The organism is Bacillus sp. JKS001846 (genome assembly GCF_900176455.1).
GTDB lineage: Bacteria > Bacillota > Bacilli > Bacillales > Bacillaceae_G > Bacillus_A > Bacillus_A cereus.
In genome coordinates, this window is the sequence record NZ_FWYG01000001.1 from 1,081,201 (window position 1) to 1,098,948 (window position 17,748).

A 17,748-nucleotide genomic window follows, 5' to 3' on the forward strand; every position below is an offset into this window, starting at 1 on the left:
GAAAATCGCTGATATATTTCGAGTTACAGTCGATATATTCGAAAAATCGCCGATATAAATTTCATTTACTATCGTACTGCTTAAAATAAGATTTCTACTTAGGAAACATCTATTTTTTTACAAAAAATGCCCTTTTTTCATAAAAAATACGAAAATACGAGAAAAGAAGCGAATTTTTTCGAAACTTTTGCGGGAAAATATTGTATGAGCCTGCGTTTTTATCGTATCATTAGTAAAAGGAAGAACTCGGGACGATTGGTGGCATCTGCAAATAGAGTTGATGTCTTTTTTTCATTCAAGTAACCGATACATAAAAATAGATAACAAAAATAGAAGGAGTGTGCGATGAGATGAACGTAACAATCTATGATGTAGCGCGCGAAGCAAACGTTTCAATGGCTACCGTATCTCGTGTTGTGAACGGTAACCCAAATGTAAAGCCTACAACAAGAAAGAAAGTATTAGAAGCAATTGATCGTTTAGGATACCGCCCGAATGCGGTAGCACGTGGACTAGCAAGTAAGAAGACAACTACAGTAGGTGTTATTATTCCTGATATCTCAAATACGTTTTATGCAGAACTTGCACGTGGAATTGAAGATATCGCAACAATGTACAAATATAACATCATTTTAAGTAACTCTGATCAAAACAAAGAGAAAGAGTTCCATTTATTAAATACGATGCTTGGAAAACAAGTGGACGGAATTGTTTTCATGGGTGAAGATATTACAGACATTCACATTGAAGAATTTAAAAAATCTCCAGTACCAATTGTATTAGCAGCGTCATTTGATGAGCAAAATGAAACGCCATCAGTAAATATTGATTATACACAAGCAGCTTATGATGCAATGAAGCACTTTATCGAGCAAGGACATAAACGTATCGGTTTCGTCTCTGGTCCTTTCATTGATAAAGCGGGAAGCGCGAAGAAGTTACAAGGTTATAAAAAAGCTTTAGAAGAAGCAGGTATTTCATATGATGAAAATCTTGTAATCGATGGAGATTACACATATGACTCAGGTATTGAAGCATTCGAAAAGCTTTGGAGCAATGATGAAAAGCCAACAGCAATCTTCGTGTCTTCTGATGAAATGGCACTAGGTGTAATCCATGCAGCACAAGACGCTGGATTAAACGTACCAACTGACGTAGAAGTACTTGGTTTCGATAATACACGTCTTGCATTAATGGTTCGTCCGCAGCTTTCAACAGTTGTTCAACCGATGTATGATATCGGTGCAGTAGCAATGCGTCTATTAACAAAGTATATGAACAAAGAAAAAGTGGAAGATCACACTGTTATCTTACCTCACCGTATCCAATTTAGAGATTCAACGAAGTAAGTATAAAAAAGCTCACAGCGATTGCTGTGAGCTTTTATTCGTATTCAGGATAGTATTTTTGTACGACTGCATTTACCATTTCGTCTTTCTTAACGTGTAAAAATCTTGCGTACAGTTCTTTTCCGGTTTCAAATGGTGTATCGTCTAATTCAAACACATGCAACACTTTTCGGAACTTCCACGTTATTTGCTCACCGTACATATTATCGTACGTATCTTCAGATTGCATAGCAATTTTTTTACCAAGTTCGTGAGCATCTTCTAAATTGTTTGCTTTAACAAGAATAATACTTTCTTCAAAAAGTGTATCGTGATTCTCTTCATAATGCTCATCAATTTTCGTAGGATCAGGCTCACTACAATGAACAGATTCAAACAATAATTTTACAGCGTACATATTATGCTGCATGTTTCACTTTATAAATAATACTTGCGACAAGCGAAGCAGGTATTGTAAATACGTTACTTTGATAATGGTAATGTACTTGGGATTCTTCATAAGACATGTTATCATATAGTTCGTTTTGTGAGACACTCAATTTTTTCTGTTTTTCTTTGAGCATTTTAATGTAGTTGTACTGTATTGGGACGAGAATGATGAAATAAGCTAATACGATTAGTGAAATCCAAATCATTATGAACACTCCCTTACAAAGAATATTTCTCTATAACAATTATATCAATAAAAAGAAAAAATAACCATTTTTTTGTTGGAGCTAATTTTCTTCTAAAAATGCGAACAGTTCCTTTTGGTTTTTTAAATTGCGATCAATACATGTTCGAGCAACATATTTCAATCCTTGTAATAATGCATCTACGTGCAAAGTATCATAATGAATTATATTTCCCTCTACCATCGTTTCGTCTTTTTGCAAGTTAATTGATATTTTTAGTACAGTTATATTACTTTGTAAATTTACAACTTCTATGTAAAAAAACTGTTTGTCTAAGTCAATCGTAACATAATCGAATCGTTCGGATAGCTCTAATTTACATGTAGTAGTATAGTCCAAATGAAAGCCTCCTTATTGTATAAGTGTATGTTATAATGCCTTCGCTATAGATGGGGCTATTCCTTGTTATATGTCACATAAGTGCAAATTTAACTATTATAGGGCAATGTCATGTATAATAGAAAGAAAAGGCTTGTGAGGGGGGAAAAGAGATGATCGTTCTTTGGATAATTACGCTTTGTATGACTGCTATTTTTGCATATATGACGTTAAAACAAAATGGTTTAAAGCGATTTGTTCCAGGAAGTATTCTTGCAGGAATTGCCCTTATCACGTATGTAATTTCTATTTTTATTGAAAGTGTATCAGTAGATATGAGCACAAGTTTAATGTTTATTGGTATTACACTATTTGCAGGTAGCATTATGGTACTTATGGTTGCTGGTATTATTTTATTTATTCATATGAATTCGGAAACGTTATAGTATATAGAAAAGGCATGTCCCGAGGGACATGCCTTTTTATCCGTTCAATTATGCTCTATCTTTAGAAGAGTTTTGCTGTTTTAGTAAGTCGCGAATTTCGCCAAGAAGAACTTCTTCTTTTGTTGGCTCTGGAATTTCTTCCTCTTTTTCTTCTTCTTTTTTAGATGTTAGTTTGTTGAAAACTTTAACAAACATAAAGATAGAAGCTGCGATAATTAAGAAGTCAAAAATTGTTTGGATGAAGTTACCATACATAACAGCTGATTTACCATATCCAAATTGTAAATCAGTAAAGTCAACGCCACCTAATACCATACCAAGTAATGGTGTGATGATATCTTTTACTAAAGAACTAACGATTTTACCGAATGCAGCACCGATTACAACCCCGACAGCTAAATCAACGACATTCCCTTTGAAAGCGAACTTTTTAAACTCGTTCCACATGTGTTAATCCCATCCTTTCCACGATTCATTATGAAATTTATAATTCCTATCAACATATTCTATAGAAATTTACGAGAGAAATAAAGGGGAAATGGGAATGAAAGTAAATTCTGAAAAATGTATCCGTTTTAATTTTTGTTTACATCATCTAGTAGAGATTGCAACAGTTGCTGCGTTTTTAATCCTTCTAATCCATCTACAACGGGCTTTGTATCGCCTTGTACACACTCAATAAAATGATGAACAGCATCTTCAAAACCACGTTGTTTTAACGTCGTATCCCATGATGGGGAACCACTTTGTGAAACTGAGTTTTCCTGTTCAATTTCAAATGTATTCATATTTTTTACGCGAATGATTTTCCCTGGCGTTACAAGTTCAATTTGTTCTAAATTAGTACCGGCATGGCGATGCATTGCAGTAGAAAGTAACAGTCCACTTGGAGTTGTATATGTATGATGTCCGTAAAGAAGTTCATTCTTTTCATTGATTTGCATCATATTGTGAACGGCGTTAAGGTCATCATTAGCTAACCAGCGAGCGGTATCTACAATGTGTAAATAATCATCTAACATAGTGAAGTCGTACGTATATGGCCCGACTTTATTTGTACGATGCTTTTCAATTCGAATCCATGAAATATCATGAGCCTGTTCTTTGGCAGCGACATACATAGGAACGAATCTGCGATTAAATCCGACCATTAATTTTCGGTTATACTTCTCGCTCAACTCGACTAGTTGCTCAGCTTGTTCCACTGTAGTTGCTAGCGGTTTATCAACATAAACGTCGATCCCTTTTTTTAGAAGTTCAGAAACGATTTCATAATGCGATGCAGTTGAACTATGAACGAAGATTGCATCGCATTCCGAAGCTAACATTTCAATAGAATGAAAGTCTTGAATTCGGTATTGCTGGCAAACTTGTTTTCTTTTCTCTGCGTTAGGTGTAAACGCCCCTACAAAATTCCAATCAGTTTCTTTTGTAAGTGTTGGAAGATAGGCCTTTTGCGCAATACTTCCAAGTCCAATCATTCCGATTTTAGGTATATTCATTTTACCTCCGCCTTATTATTCAATATTTATATGCCGGAATAAATGTAGCATAGGATAGCTGAGAATGGCAAAAATGAAGAATCTATATTGAGAGATTCTTTATATCATAGTAAGTTCGCTGTCGCTTAATAATTTGTGTAGCATTTTTTCTTGATTTTGTTTAGCTGTTTTATTCCCTGTTTTAGCGTATAAGGAAATTAAATGGTGATACGTATTTTCTTCAAATGGATTCATAGATTGCATACGCATGCAAATATCAATTGCTTCAGTGTAACTCGCGCCTTCTATATAAAAACGAATAAGGGAAAAGGCGTGTTGAAAATATAAGTTTTGTAATCTTGTTCTTTCTCCTTCGCTCCACCAATAGTCCATATCAATAAGGTAATCTCCAGTATATAAAGAGAGGCATGCAATGTATTTATCTAATGTATCGCTACATATTTCTTTTGGAAGAGCGGCTGCTGCTTGTTCGAATAGATCAACATCAATCAAAATGTTTTGTAAATCGAGTTTATATCCGTCATTCACTCGAGTAATGTTTACATTCATTTCGTAAGCATGGATGGTTCTTCGAATTTGATATATGGCTGAATGTAGATTTACTCTTGCTTGTTCTAAATCAGTATTTGACCAGAGTAATTCAATTAAAGTATCTCTATTAATAACTTTATTTCGATTATGAACTAAAAATAAAAATAGTTCTTTCGCTTTTTTTGTGCGCCATTTTTCTAGGGGGATTTTTTTGTCTTTTTCATGATCTACATAATATAACTCACCAAGGCAATTGAGTATCGAAGTTTCTATTGTAGAGGAATTAGTTGTTTCAATCGTCATGCTTTGCATAAGACGTTGAATAGTGTTATGCAATCTTTCCCTCGTAATAGGTTTCATAATGTAATCCAATGCATAAATTTCAAATGCTTCAACCGCATAACGGTCGTGTCCTGTAATGAAAACTATTTTTATATTTTTATGTTTTGATTGTAGTTCGCGGGCTAACATAACGCCATTTTTTTCAGGTATCTCAATATCAAGAAATGCGACATCAATTGTATGATCTTTACTATAAAAACTAAGAGATTCACAATCATCAAAGCAAACGATATCTTTAAAAATTTGAAGTTCTTTTAACATCTTTTCAAGTCTTTGGAGTATTAATGGTTCATCATCAACAATAATTGCCCTCATAGTTCATTACCTCTTTCTTACAATCTTGTTTAATGATTTAACTCAAGTCATATCACCAATAAATATTTAGACAAAATAGGACATTTTTCATTCCTCCATAAATAACCATAAATATTACATGGTAATTATTTGTAATTACTATTATAAATGATTCTTATTAATTGTTATATACGATAAATTATTTAAATATTTCTATTTTTTGATTTTTTGTTCAGTTTTTGTTCAGTGTCCCAATTTATACTTTGAGCGTAAAAGTAATTTAGCGAAAAAGGGGGAAATGAGGCGAGATAAATTTATGTTAAGTGAGAGGATGGAACGATGAAGAAGAACGTCACATTATTTATGTTGCTTCTACTCGTATTTCAAGTGATTAGCCCAGGGATAATAGCGGTTGCTGCTAATACGGTGGAAGCGGTGCAGCATAAGGTAACAACTAAATCGACAGGGAATATGTGTTTAAGGGAGCATGAAGGGGAGCTAAGTTTTAAGTGGCCAGCACCAAAACAAAAGAAAGTTGATTTTGTTATTGTGCAAGATGCAAGTGGAAGTTTCAAAGGCACAATGCCAAATGTGAAAAAAGCATTGAGCAATATCGTAGATGAACTAAATCCTGCGACGGATCGGATTATGGTAACGAGTTATCAAGATTATAAGGGATATAAAGCTAGTGACGGTCGTGTACTTGAAAGTAGAGGTAATGGGATTAAAACAACCTTGCAAGCAGGATTAACTAATAACTTTACCTCAGCAAAGAATGGCATCAATAAAATAACTCCAGATAGCGGTACACCAACTGCCAGTGGTCTTCAGTTTGCGTTAGCTGAGTATGAGAAAGCGAAGGGACAAAATGATCCAGACCGAGAAACAGTTTTTCTGCTTGTTACAGATGGTGTTGCTAACATTCGAAAGGATGGCTATATTTACAAATTAACAAATCAACTAACGGATCAGGGCACAGGTTATAGGTCGAATGAATATGGGCAAGATTATGTAGGTGCTTTGAAGGAAGTAACTACAGAGGCTCAAAATATAAAAAACGCGGGATATAAACTTGTTACAGCTTTTTGGGAAGATAAAAGTATACTAGCAGCATCTGACCAATATTATACTAAGTACGATAAAGAAGTAGGTCCATATGCAAGGCAAGAGTTAAAAAAGATGGCAACAAAACCGGAATGGTTTGTACTGGCAAATGATATTGAAGAGTTTACAAAAAATTTAATTGAAACCGTTACAAAAGTGACAAAAAAAGAAAAAGATAAGTTGATTTTAAATATTAATAATGATTTGCTCGTAACAGGTGTGCAAGGGTCTGGTCCAAATGGTGTTAATACAAAGCCTGTTATACAAGGGAATCAGATCATTTGGGATTTAGACGGACAGCCAGAAGGAACCTATAAAGTCACTTATAAGGTGAAGGAAAAAACACCGCAATCGAAAGAATTTAATGTTGCGGATGGATATTTTATGTTCTTTGATCAAAAGTTTGATATTCAAGCCGTCAAGGCACTTCCGAATGAAAATGCTACTAAGTGTAATACGGCGGTAACGAAAAAAGTTTCTGATTCAGATCAAAAACTGGTCGATGAGGCATTGTTAAATTCATTGCATGAAGAATTTGTATATGATGTCAATTACAACTTTGGATTTGATATGGAGTCAAAACAAGAAATCGTTATACAAGATGATTTGGAAGATATTTTAGAAGTTTTAGATACGAAATTAGTAAATGAAAAAGGCGAAGTTGTAAATATAGCGCCAGTTATAGATAAAGAAAAGTCAATTGTAACGTATAAGTTGCCAAAGCAAAATGATTCGTACGCGTATTTAGCTGGTGGACAATATCGATTAACGATTAAAGCGAAGATAAAGATTGGTACAAATATCGATGTGATCAAAGGGTACCTAGATAAAGGTGGCGTTCCGAATACTGCAAAGCTCATTATAGATAACAATCCAGTTGTTTCTAATAAAGTCATTGTGAAGCCACCAATTGAAGAACCAAAATTACGCAAGACTGTATCGGATGATGATGAAAAGAACGTGGAAAAGGCTACATTATCCAATGTAAAAGAGAAGTTTGTTTGGAATGTGCAGTATGAATTTGGAAGTTCACCAAGTGGATACGATTCTATCGTATTACAAGATGATTTAGAAGATGTTTTAGACATATTAGATGTGAAGGTCATCAATAAAAAAGGTGAAGTCGTAAATATAAAACCAAAAATTGATACTGCTAAGAAACAGGTAATGATTGAAGTACCGAAGCAAGAAGGAAGTTATGTGTATTTAACAGGTGAAGTATATACGGTGCAAATTACATCTAAAATTGCTGATGGTGTAAATCAATCAGAATTAGCACGTTATATAGTAAAAGGTGGAATCCCAAATACAGCAGAGTTAGTACTAAATAATAAGTCAGTGAAATCTAACGAAGTGTATGTGGTTCCTCCGAAGGAAAAACCGAAAGTAACAAAAACCGTTTCTACTCAAAATGAGAAAGAAGTGGAAAAGGGTACATTGCAAGAGAGAAATGAAGAGTTTACTTGGAATGTAGCATATCAATTTGGTAATGATACAGCAAATTTAGAGAAGGTTACCTTACAAGATGACTTAGAGGATATTCTAGATATTTTAGATGTGAAGCTTATGAATGAAAAAGGTGAAGTTGTAAAAGTAACACCGAACATTGATAAGCAAACAAAGAAAGTGACAATTGAGTTAGAGAAGAAAGATGGTTCATATGCGTATTTAGCTGGTTTAAAGTACACGATGCATATTAAAAGCAAAATAGCAGAAGGTACACCAGTAGAGGTGTTAGCGAAATATATTGCAAATGGCGGCGTGCCAAATATAGCAGAGCTCATATTTGATAATACGCCAATTAGTTCGAATAAAGTAGTTGTTATTCCGCCATCTATAGGTAAGATCGAAATTGAAAAGGTAGATGCAGCTGATGAAAATATTAAGTTGCAACATGCGGAATTTCAAGTTTTTAACCAAGAAGGAAAAGAAGTTGGAAAGTTAATTACAGATGAAAATGGCAAGGCTAGCTTAGAGAAACTACCGTTTGGAAAATATACGATTAAAGAAGTGAAAGCGCCGAATGGATATATGTTGCTCCGTGATCCAATTGAGGTCGAGGTAACGGCAGCGACACCTACACAAACGTTAAAAGTAGAAAACAAAAAAAGCGAGTGGGAAATTCCAAACACAGGCGGTGCTGGAACAAATGTATTTTATTTAATTGGTACTTTTTTAATGATTGTAGTTGTATTTTTGTTTTTCCATAAGAGAAATAGTAATTACTAGAATATTAAATTGGTAGAAGAGGAGAACGAGAAATGAAAAAAATTTTAAGTATGTTTTTAATCTTTTTGCTAGCATTTGCTTCATTGCCAAGTATGTTAATAAAAGCGGAATCGAAAAGTGAAAAAAAAGGCACGTTAACAATCCATAAATTTGAACAAGAGCCGCTTAATAATCCAGCTTTAAAAGAAAGTAGCTCTAAAGGAGTAGAAATTCCTAAAGATGCGAAGCCTTTAGCAGGAGTTGTGTATCAAATTAAACAAGTTGAATCATTTGGAACAATTTCAAACGATGGGAAAATTGTTAAAGAAGACATCAAACCAGTAAATGGAGTTCCAATTGAAGTTGAAACGAATGCGGATGGGATTGCATTTTTTGGCGATTTACCACTAGGCCGTTACGAAGTGAAAGAAATTTCTGGACCACCACATGTAAATATAGACACAAAAACATACAAAGTTGATATCCCGATGACAAGTGAAGATGGGAAAGTATTAACATATGATGTTAAAATTTATCCGAAAAATGAAACGAAACGTGGTGCAGTAGAATTAACAAAAATTGGTGTGGAAAATAAAGCGTTAAAGGGTGTTCAATTCTCTTTATATAAAGAAGATGGAACAGAGTTAGAAAAAGGTTTGGAGACAGATGGAAATGGTAAAATTCGTGTCGGTAACTTATCGTACGGGAAGTATTACTTTTTAGAAACGAAAGCGCTAGATGGTTATGTGTTGGATCCGAAAAAATATGAATTCTTCATTAAAGAATCTGGTGTAATTAATAAAGATGGTACAGTTACTTCTGGTGAAGTAGTTAAAGTTGATGTGAAAAACTATGAAGAACCAACAATTGATAAGAAGATTAATGGAGATTTAAACAATTTACCAATTAATACGAAGACGGATTATAACTATGATATTAAAACACTAATTCCAGAAGATATTAAGGATTATAAATATTATGTCGTAACAGATGTATTAGATAGTCGATTAGAAATTCAAGATCAACCAGTTGTAAAAATTGATGGTAAAGTAGTAGATGCAAGTGTTGTAGAAGTAGTTGTAGACGGTCAAAAAGTAACGGCTACTGTAAAAGATTTCTCTAAATTAGATAACAAAAAAGAGTTTCATTTGCAAATTAAAGCACAAATTAGAGATGGCGTAGAAACAGGAGTAGAGATTCCGAATACGGCAACAATTACATTTAAAAACAAAGATGATGTAACAGGTGAGAAGGCAACAAAACCAGTTATCGTTACTCCAACGACTGGTGGTATTACATTAACGAAAGTTGATGGGAAGGATGGTAAGAAATTAGAAGGTGCAGAATTTGCGCTGCAAGATACAAAAGGAAATCCAGTAGAAATCGATGGAAAGAAAGTAGTAGGTACATCTGATAAAAATGGTGTAATTACATGGAATAAGCTACCTTACGGTGAGTATCAAGTTGTGGAAACGAAAGCTCCAACTTATGAAAAAGAAGATGGTACAACAGGTAGTTATCAACAATTAAGAGAGCCAATTCATGTAAAGATTGATGCTGATCATAAAACAGTTACACTTACTGTAGAAAATAATAAGAGTGGATGGATTTTACCTTCAACAGGTGGTATCGGTACAATCTTATTTACTGTAGTAGGTCTTGTATTAATGATAATAGCAGCATTTGTTTTCTTTAGAAAAAAAGCAACAAATAATTAATAAGCGATTTAAACGGTAATGAAAAGAGGAGAGGGAGGCCTTTCCTCTTTTTCGGCATTTTAGCCCGTTATTTGAGGGCTAACAATCAGTGGGGTGAACAAAACCTACACTGATTAAAGTTTCACTTTATAGGAGGATATGATGAAACGTAACATTATATTTGGTGCTATTTTTTTATTGGGACTTTGTATTTTCTTATATCCAACAGTTAGTAATTGGTTAGCAACACGAGCTCATTATTCAGCGGTTAGTTCGTATGATAAAAAAGTAAAAGAGTTACAGCAAAAAGAAATTGAACGTAGGGAGAAAGAAGCGAATGAATATAATAAAAATGTCCAGACGACGTCACAGTCATTTTCGGATCCATTTAATGAAAAAGGGGGCGACGAGAGTGGACGTTCATATGCAGATGTATTAAATGTAGGTGAGAGTATGGGGTATATTGAAATTCCTACAATTGATGTAAAGCTTCCAATTTATGCTGGCACATCTGAAAATGTTTTGAGCCGAGGAGTAGGACATATTAATGCTTCTTCTTTGCCAGTAGGGGGAGAAAGTACGCATGCTGTTTTAACGGGGCATCGTGGTTTGCCTTCTGCTTTATTATTTACGGACTTGGATAAGGTGAAGAAGGGAGATACTTTTTACATACATTCATTAAATAAAGTGCTTGCTTATAAGGTGGATCAAATAAAAGTTGTATTACCAAATGAAACGAATGATTTATTAGTTGTGAAAAATAAAGATTACGTTACGTTAGTTACATGCACACCTTATGGAGTAAATACACATAGATTGATAGTTCGAGGGGAACGGGTTCCTTTTGAAGTGAAAGAAAAGGAAGCAGTTGTGGCTCAAGTGAATCCATTTGTAGTAGAAAAGTGGATGATTGGAATAGTAATCGTTCTATTATTTTTCATTGGAATGTTTCTTTATTTTAAAGTGAAAAAACGTTAAAGTACGAGTGATGGAAAAATTTTTAGAATATAGTTATTATTCACTCGATAAAGAAAGTGTGATATGTTATGGTAAAGATTTGAAAAGATTCCGTAATTTTATAAAGAGGGAATAAGTATGTCTAAAAGAAAAATATTGATAGTAGTATTCTTATTTATCCTTTGTATTGTCGGTTTTCGTTCCATTTGGTTTAAACAATCTCTTTATATAAATCAACCACATGCTGAAGAAGGGATAGTAAATTTATCAGATATAACATTTGGCGAAAAAAATTTAGTTACGTTAAATGGTGAATGGAAATTTTATCCGAATGTTTTACTTACCCCGGATCAAATGAAGGAAAATAATAAAGATTATGAATATATTAATGTTCCGGGGAACTGGAAAGAAAGAGTTGATCGTACTCATCAAAAAGAATATGGCACGTATGCGCTATCTATCAAAGTGAAGAATTCGAATGAAAATTACGGCTTAAAAATACAGCGTGTTCATAATCAGTTCGATTTGTATGTAAATGGAGAACTTGTACAGGAAAGAGGAAGTATTTTTAAACCGAATGATGTACATAAAACTTCACTTACACCAACTGTCATAAAGGTAAAAGCGAATGAACAAGGGGTAATTAATCTTCTTATTCCTGTTACGAAAACGACACAAGAATCGAAACATGGCGGGATTACAGGTGGAGTGCGTTTTGGCAGTGAAAATGCTATTGTACAGGATAGCTTTAACAATCTTATGATGCAAATTATTGCAACGACAATAGTGTTTTTACATGGTATATATGCATTTATCATTTTTGTGATGAAGCCGAAAAATGTTGAGATTCTATATTTTTCACTTGGTAGTATATTTGCAGGTATTATATTTTTAATTACGGATGAACGTTTTTTGTTCTCTTTGTATGAATTTGAATTTTCAACATATATGAAAATTATATATACATCGTTTGTAGGTTTCGCTTTATTTATTTTACTGTATATGAAAAGGTTTTTACGAGGTTATGGGGACAATAAATTTATTTTATTTACCATCGTATTATGCGGAATTTATGTTTTCGTAGTATTGTTTTCTTCACCTAGACTAGTGCAAGATTTTGGATTTATATTATTTTTTACAATTATTATTCCATTCATTTTAACAGCAATTATTGTTTTACGAGTGGTGGAAAGTGGAAAGTATGATTTAATCTTTTTACTTTTTACAGTGATTAGTGCTACTTCTGGAGTATTGTGTGCGAGTTTTAGAGAGTTTGCGTTCATGTATAGCATAGGGTTTGCGAGGATATTTGATGCGGATTTTTATCCATTTGATATTTTTTTAGCAATGGTATCATTTTCGACTTTTTGGTTTATCCGATTCTTTCGCACGAGTGATGAGAATAGTGAACTGGTTGGAAAATTAAAAGAAGAGCATCATAAGAAAGATCAATTTTTAGCAAATACAGCGCACGAACTTAGAAATCCGTTACATGGGATGATGAATATTGCACAAAGTGTAATGGATGAAGAGAAAGCGATAAATGGTGAAAGTAAACAACATCTAAAACTATTAATGACAATAGGAAGGCGTATGTCGTATTTGTTGAACGATTTAATAGATGTTACAAGAATGGAGCAGAAAGGGATACCGATTCATAAGAGACCGGTTGATTTGCAACCAATTATTACAATGGTGATTGATATGCAAAAGTTTATTGGAGAAGAAAAGAAATTACAAATTATCGCGAATATCCCTGAACGGTTTCCATTTGTATTAGCTGACCAAAATCGTCTTATTCAAATTTTATTTAACCTACTTCATAATGCAGTTAAATTTACGGATGAAGGGGCTATTACAATTGATGTTGAAAAACGAAAAAATTACGCGGCTATTCAGGTTACAGATACTGGTATTGGAATTGATAAAGAAGCGCAAAAGCGAATCTTCCTTCCATATGAACAAGGTAGTGATTCATATGGTGAAAGTGGAGGATTTGGACTTGGGCTAAGTATTTGTAAACAATTAGTGGAAATGCACGGGGGAACACTTACTGTTACATCCGTTTTACATAAAGGCTCTACTTTTACATTCACATTACCACTTGCTGAAAGAGAAGAGATGCTAATTGTGTCAAAAGAAACAATTGAAAAAGTAGTGGAATTAAAACAAGTTGAAATGAAGGATAATCGAGTCGGTAATAGAAGGAGAATTCTTGCTGTTGATGATGATCCTATAAATTTAAAAGTATTAAAGAGTATATTACCACAAGATGAATATGAACTTGAAACGGTAACAACCGGAAGAGAGGTTTTGGAGCGGTTAAATATGGAGTGGGATATGATATTAGTAGATGTGATGATGCCGAAAATGTCAGGTTATGAATTAACAAAAATGATTCGTACCCAATATTCTATTGCAGAGTTGCCTATTGTACTGTTAACCGCTAGGTCGCAGCCAGAAGATATTTATACAGGATTTCTTGCTGGGGCGAATGATTACATTGTAAAGCCTATAGATGCACTGGAATTAAAAGTGAGAATTAATGCATTAACAGAGTTAAAGCAATCAATTCATGAGCGAATAAGAATGGAAGGTGCTTGGCTTCAGGCGCAAATTCAGCCGCATTTTCTTTTTAATACACTAAATACGATTGCTGCATTAGGTGAAATTGATATTGTTAGGATGGAGAAATTAATTGTTGAGTTTGGAACGTATTTAAGAGCCAGTTTTGGTGAAGAAGTGTTAGCGGAAACCGTACCTATACAGCATGAATTAGATTTACTTCAATCATACCTTTATATTGAAAGAGAGCGATTTGGAAAGAGAATACAGAGCGTGCTGGAAGTCGAAGATGGAATAGAATGTGTAGTACCACCGTTTTCTATTCAAACATTAGTAGAGAATGCTGTGCGTCATGGTATATTAAAAAAAGCAAAGGGTGGAAGCATTCATATAAAAATAGAGAGTGTGAGTGGATTTATAAACATTTCGATTGCGGATGATGGGATAGGCATGTCAGATGAAAAAATAAAAGAAATATTAGTGAAAAAACCGAATCAAAAACAGGGAATAGGTTTATTGAATACGGATGCACGATTAAAACAGTTATACGGAACTGGATTAGAAATAAAAAGTGAACTTGGAAAAGGAACGATTGTTTCATTCCAGCTTCCTGTTGTTATGGATAAATAAGGTTGTTAAAAAATCCGAAGTGATGAGCGCTTCGGATTTTTTAGTACATTTTTTACTTATTCCCCTCTAACAAAATCTTCTCTATCTCCTCAAAGTGATGAGCGCGAGCATGCTCTAGCGGAGTAACACCATCATTGTCTGGAATATTTACATCTGCACCGTGCTCAATAAGAAGGCGAATGACTTGTTGCTGTGTTTCGTTTCCGTTACTTAGTACGATGGCTTCCATTAAAGCTGTCCATCCCAAGTTATTTACATGATTTACATCAATATTTGTTTGAGTGAGTAGTTCTTTTATAACGTCAATATAGCCATGTTCTGAGGCTGGGATAAGAGCTGTTCCGCCGTAACGATTTGTAATCGTAGGATCTGCACCAGCATCAATTGTTAATTTTAAAATGTCTAAGTAACCTTCCGCACCGGCGTATAGAAAGGGATTATTTTTCATGTCATCTTGGATATTTACGTCAGCACCAGCTTCGATAAGTGCCTTTGCGGTTTTTACATCATTTTTGTATGTAGCAATCATAAGCGGAGTGCGTCCTTGACTATCCGTCGCATTTATATTTGCGCCTTGTTTTAGTAAAGATATAACAGTATTCGTTTCATTTTTTTCAGTGGCTGCTAGTAGTGCAGTCTCCATGTTTATCATCTCCTTTTTTACTTCTTGTTCTTGCGAGCATCCTTGTAAAAAAATTACGCAACATATCATACTGAATGTTTTTTTGAACATGGAATTTCAACCTCCTAATTTCAACTGTAAAATAGGAACATTAAATTTTTATAAACTGACGCTAAAATTACTATAAAATCGCTTGAGTAATTGAACATATATTTTTATGCTTATAAATAATAAGGTTTGATAAAGTGAGGATTTAAGATATGTCTATTAAAACAAGGTTTTTATTTTCTTATATTGCTGTTATCCTCGTTTCCATTACGCTTATATTAGTCGCGGGATTTTTAATCGTTTTTTCGATAACAGGTGACTTGGAAGCAGTGAAAAATTTCTATAAAAGTTCTTACATTCAAAAGCCGCTTACACCAGAAGAAGAGAATGCCTATCTTGAGTTGAAGTCAGCAGCCAAACAGCATCAATCTCAATTGCTAGATGAGTCGTTTGTCTCAGCAATAGAAAAAGAGGGTGTGAAAATAGTAGTAAGAAAAGGAGAAACACTTTCATATGCTTCAAACGTATTTGAAAGTGTATCTTTAAAAGAAGCCCTTCCGAAATTTGAATCAGCAAATATTAATAGTCGTGGTACAACGGAACTAGGCGATACATTTTATCGATATGTAAAGTTTGATTTTTATTTTCCTCAGGAAGAAGAGGGAAGTATATTTGTATTAAAAAAGCAAAGTTCATTTGTAGATCTTACACAAAAATTATTTCCAATCTTATTCGTATCGCTTTTACTACTAGCCATTTTACTCATTGGATTATTAAGTTACCTCGTTTCAAGAAGTGTAATAAAACTAATTTTTGTATTGAAAGGCGCAACGGAGAAAATTAAAGAAGGAAATTTAGATTTTCAAATACCAATTACATCCCAAGACGAAATAGGGCAATTAAATCAAGGGTTTGAGGAAATGAGGAAGAGATTAAAAGAATCGATAGAAATGCAAACACAGTATGAAGAAAATCGAAAAGAGCTTATTTCAAACATCTCTCATGACTTAAAAACACCGATTACATCAATTATCGGATATGTAGAAGGAATAAAGGACGGGGTAGCAAATACGCCAGAAAAAATGGATAAGTATTTAACAACTATCCATACGAAGGCAAAACATATGGACACACTCATTGATGAACTATTTTTATTTTCGAAGCTCGATTTGAATCGAGTTCCATTCCAGTTTGAAACAGTTGAATTAAATACGTTTATGCAAGAATTAATAGAAGAGATGCAGATGGATTTAAGTAAAGAAGGTATAGAAGTTAACTTACAATTACATGCATCAACACTATATGTAACGGCTGATTGTGAAAAAATAAATAGAGTGATATCAAATTTAATTCATAATAGTGTGAAATACATGGATAAAGAAGAGAAGAAAATTACTGTAACAGTATCGAGTGATAATAATAAAGTTATTGTGAAAGTGATGGACAACGGATCAGGTATAGAAGCTGATACATTGCTGTATATCTTTGAACGTTTTTATCGTGCAGAGCAATCGCGGAATTCTAGCACAGGTGGAAGTGGACTTGGTTTAGCAATAGCGAAGCAAATTGTTGAAGAACATGGCGGGGAAATTTGGGCGGAAAGCGAGCTTGGTAAAGGCACAAGCATTTTCTTCTCATTGGAAAAAGTAGAGGAATGTGGTGAGTAAATTGAAAAGAATTTTATTAATAGAAGATGAAGTAAGTATTGCAGAATTACAGCGAGATTATTTAGAAATTAATGATTTCCAAGTTGATGTAGAGCATTCAGGAGAAATAGGTTTACAAACAGCCTTGCAAGAAGACTATGATTTAATTATTTTAGATATTATGCTTCCGAAAATGAACGGATTCGAAATTTGTAAACAAATACGTGCTGTAAAAGATATTCCGATTCTACTTGTTTCAGCAAAAAAAGAAGATATAGATAAAATTCGCGGACTCGGATTAGGAGCGGATGATTATATAACGAAACCGTTTAGCCCGAGTGAATTAGTCGCAAGAGTAAAAGCACATATTGCCCGTTATGAAAGATTATTAGGAAATGTAAGTAAGCAACGTGATACGTTATATATTCACGGAATTTCTATCGATCAACGAGCGAGAAAAGTTTTTATAAACAATGAAGAAGTTGCGTTTACAACGAAGGAATTTGATTTATTAACATTCTTTGTCACACATCCAAACCAAGTATTAAATAAAGAACAGTTATTTGAACGCATTTGGGGATTAGATTCCGCTGGTGATTTAGCCACTGTTGTCGTCCACATTAGAAAGCTACGTGAAAAAATTGAAAGAGATCCTGCTCACCCGCAATATATTGAAACAGTATGGGGAGCTGGTTATCGTTTTAACGTGTAATATACCTGCCGAGTAATTGGCAGGTTTTTTATGTTATTTGTCAAAAGGAAATAATAGGTAATTTGTGTTAAGATATAAAGAGAGATAAAACATAGTAGAGCAT

15 protein-coding genes are annotated in these 17,748 nt (G+C 33.9%); 8 read left to right on the forward strand and 7 right to left on the reverse strand.

Annotated features, from left to right (window positions below; all coding sequences use genetic code 11):
* Window positions 1–350 precede the first annotated feature (350 nt).
* A complete protein-coding gene (gene ccpA, locus B9A45_RS05930) occupies window positions 351–1,349 on the forward strand; it encodes a catabolite control protein A (protein WP_001103297.1) in 999 nt (332 codons plus the stop codon).
* A 34-nt stretch (window positions 1,350–1,383) separates the two neighbouring features.
* Here ccpA and B9A45_RS05935 read toward each other — a convergent pair whose 3' ends face one another.
* From B9A45_RS05935 to B9A45_RS05945, 3 genes are all read right to left on the reverse strand, one after another.
* Window positions 1,384–1,746 carry a DUF4288 domain-containing protein gene (locus B9A45_RS05935; RefSeq protein WP_002101435.1) on the reverse strand — a complete coding sequence of 121 codons (363 nt, stop codon included), beginning with the start codon at window positions 1,744–1,746 and terminating at the stop codon, window positions 1,384–1,386.
* Between the two features lies 1 nt (window position 1,747).
* Window positions 1,748–1,984, reverse strand: a complete 237-nt coding sequence (locus B9A45_RS05940) for a DUF3949 domain-containing protein (protein WP_000637897.1) — start codon at window positions 1,982–1,984, stop codon at window positions 1,748–1,750.
* An 81-nt stretch (window positions 1,985–2,065) separates the two neighbouring features.
* Window positions 2,066–2,362 (reverse strand): protein Dhp61, encoded by a 297-nt coding sequence (locus tag B9A45_RS05945; RefSeq protein WP_000386755.1) that lies wholly within the window; start codon window positions 2,360–2,362, stop codon window positions 2,066–2,068.
* A gap of 152 nt (window positions 2,363–2,514) precedes the next feature.
* Here B9A45_RS05945 and B9A45_RS05950 point away from each other — a divergent pair, with 152 nt between their 5' ends.
* Window positions 2,515–2,787, forward strand: a complete 273-nt coding sequence (locus B9A45_RS05950) for a DUF3917 domain-containing protein (protein ID WP_000636589.1) — start codon at window positions 2,515–2,517, stop codon at window positions 2,785–2,787.
* A 48-nt stretch (window positions 2,788–2,835) separates the two neighbouring features.
* On the opposite strand, the gene mscL is transcribed toward B9A45_RS05950, so the two are convergent.
* From mscL to B9A45_RS05965, 3 genes are all read right to left on the reverse strand, one after another.
* On the reverse strand, window positions 2,836–3,234 hold the full coding sequence (mscL, locus tag B9A45_RS05955; RefSeq protein WP_016110800.1) for a large conductance mechanosensitive channel protein MscL: 399 nt from the start codon (window positions 3,232–3,234) through the stop codon (window positions 2,836–2,838).
* Between the two features lie 128 nt (window positions 3,235–3,362).
* A complete protein-coding gene (locus B9A45_RS05960) occupies window positions 3,363–4,289 on the reverse strand; it encodes a Gfo/Idh/MocA family protein (RefSeq protein WP_084063928.1) in 927 nt (308 codons plus the stop codon).
* Between the two features lie 99 nt (window positions 4,290–4,388).
* Window positions 4,389–5,477 carry a response regulator gene (locus B9A45_RS05965; protein WP_001201607.1) on the reverse strand — a complete coding sequence of 363 codons (1,089 nt, stop codon included), beginning with the start codon at window positions 5,475–5,477 and terminating at the stop codon, window positions 4,389–4,391.
* A gap of 318 nt (window positions 5,478–5,795) precedes the next feature.
* On the opposite strand from B9A45_RS05965, the gene B9A45_RS05970 reads away from it, so the two are divergent.
* The 4 genes from B9A45_RS05970 to B9A45_RS05985 all read left to right on the forward strand — a co-directional run bounded on the left by B9A45_RS05970 (window position 5,796) and on the right by B9A45_RS05985 (window position 14,617).
* Window positions 5,796–8,789: an isopeptide-forming domain-containing fimbrial protein gene (locus tag B9A45_RS05970; protein ID WP_016110798.1), complete on the forward strand. Its 2,994-nt coding sequence runs from the start codon at window positions 5,796–5,798 to the stop codon at window positions 8,787–8,789.
* A gap of 32 nt (window positions 8,790–8,821) precedes the next feature.
* A complete protein-coding gene (locus B9A45_RS05975) occupies window positions 8,822–10,486 on the forward strand; it encodes a SpaH/EbpB family LPXTG-anchored major pilin (RefSeq protein WP_084063929.1) in 1,665 nt (554 codons plus the stop codon).
* Window positions 10,487–10,627: 141 nt separating this feature from the next.
* Window positions 10,628–11,443 (forward strand): class C sortase, encoded by an 816-nt coding sequence (locus B9A45_RS05980; protein WP_058839721.1) that lies wholly within the window; start codon window positions 10,628–10,630, stop codon window positions 11,441–11,443.
* A gap of 117 nt (window positions 11,444–11,560) precedes the next feature.
* Window positions 11,561–14,617 carry a hybrid sensor histidine kinase/response regulator gene (locus B9A45_RS05985; protein WP_084063930.1) on the forward strand — a complete coding sequence of 1,019 codons (3,057 nt, stop codon included), beginning with the start codon at window positions 11,561–11,563 and terminating at the stop codon, window positions 14,615–14,617.
* 52 nt (window positions 14,618–14,669) lie between these two features.
* Here B9A45_RS05985 and B9A45_RS05990 read toward each other — a convergent pair whose 3' ends face one another.
* Window positions 14,670–15,350 (reverse strand): ankyrin repeat domain-containing protein, encoded by a 681-nt coding sequence (locus B9A45_RS05990; RefSeq protein ID WP_084063931.1) that lies wholly within the window; start codon window positions 15,348–15,350, stop codon window positions 14,670–14,672.
* Window positions 15,351–15,499: 149 nt separating this feature from the next.
* Here B9A45_RS05990 and B9A45_RS05995 point away from each other — a divergent pair, with 149 nt between their 5' ends.
* Both B9A45_RS05995 and B9A45_RS06000 read left to right on the forward strand, forming a co-directional pair.
* Window positions 15,500–16,954, forward strand: coding sequence for a sensor histidine kinase (locus B9A45_RS05995; RefSeq protein ID WP_084063932.1), 1,455 nt, complete (start codon window positions 15,500–15,502; stop codon window positions 16,952–16,954).
* A gap of 1 nt (window position 16,955) precedes the next feature.
* Window positions 16,956–17,645 carry a response regulator transcription factor gene (locus B9A45_RS06000; RefSeq protein WP_001986686.1) on the forward strand — a complete coding sequence of 230 codons (690 nt, stop codon included), beginning with the start codon at window positions 16,956–16,958 and terminating at the stop codon, window positions 17,643–17,645.
* Window positions 17,646–17,748: the final 103 nt, after the last annotated feature.

Bases quoted from the DNA above. Each gene is read 5' to 3' on its own strand.
- B9A45_RS05995 (WP_084063932.1), top strand. From the start codon at position 15,500: ATGTCTATTAAAACAAGGTTTTTATTTTCTTATATTGCTGTTATCCTC.
- B9A45_RS05950 (WP_000636589.1), top strand. From the start codon at position 2,515: ATGATCGTTCTTTGGATAATTACGCTTTGTATGACTGCTATTTTTGCA.
- B9A45_RS05965 (WP_001201607.1), bottom strand. From the start codon at position 5,477: ATGAGGGCAATTATTGTTGATGATGAACCATTAATACTCCAAAGACTT.
- B9A45_RS05935 (WP_002101435.1), bottom strand. From the start codon at position 1,746: ATGTACGCTGTAAAATTATTGTTTGAATCTGTTCATTGTAGTGAGCCT.
- mscL (WP_016110800.1), bottom strand. From the start codon at position 3,234: ATGTGGAACGAGTTTAAAAAGTTCGCTTTCAAAGGGAATGTCGTTGAT.
- B9A45_RS05980 (WP_058839721.1), top strand. From the start codon at position 10,628: ATGAAACGTAACATTATATTTGGTGCTATTTTTTTATTGGGACTTTGT.
- B9A45_RS05985 (WP_084063930.1), top strand. From the start codon at position 11,561: ATGTCTAAAAGAAAAATATTGATAGTAGTATTCTTATTTATCCTTTGT.
- ccpA (WP_001103297.1), top strand. From the start codon at position 351: ATGAACGTAACAATCTATGATGTAGCGCGCGAAGCAAACGTTTCAATG.
- B9A45_RS05990 (WP_084063931.1), bottom strand. From the start codon at position 15,350: ATGTTCAAAAAAACATTCAGTATGATATGTTGCGTAATTTTTTTACAA.
- B9A45_RS05960 (WP_084063928.1), bottom strand. From the start codon at position 4,289: ATGAATATACCTAAAATCGGAATGATTGGACTTGGAAGTATTGCGCAA.
- B9A45_RS05975 (WP_084063929.1), top strand. From the start codon at position 8,822: ATGAAAAAAATTTTAAGTATGTTTTTAATCTTTTTGCTAGCATTTGCT.
- B9A45_RS05940 (WP_000637897.1), bottom strand. From the start codon at position 1,984: ATGATTTGGATTTCACTAATCGTATTAGCTTATTTCATCATTCTCGTC.
- B9A45_RS05970 (WP_016110798.1), top strand. From the start codon at position 5,796: ATGAAGAAGAACGTCACATTATTTATGTTGCTTCTACTCGTATTTCAA.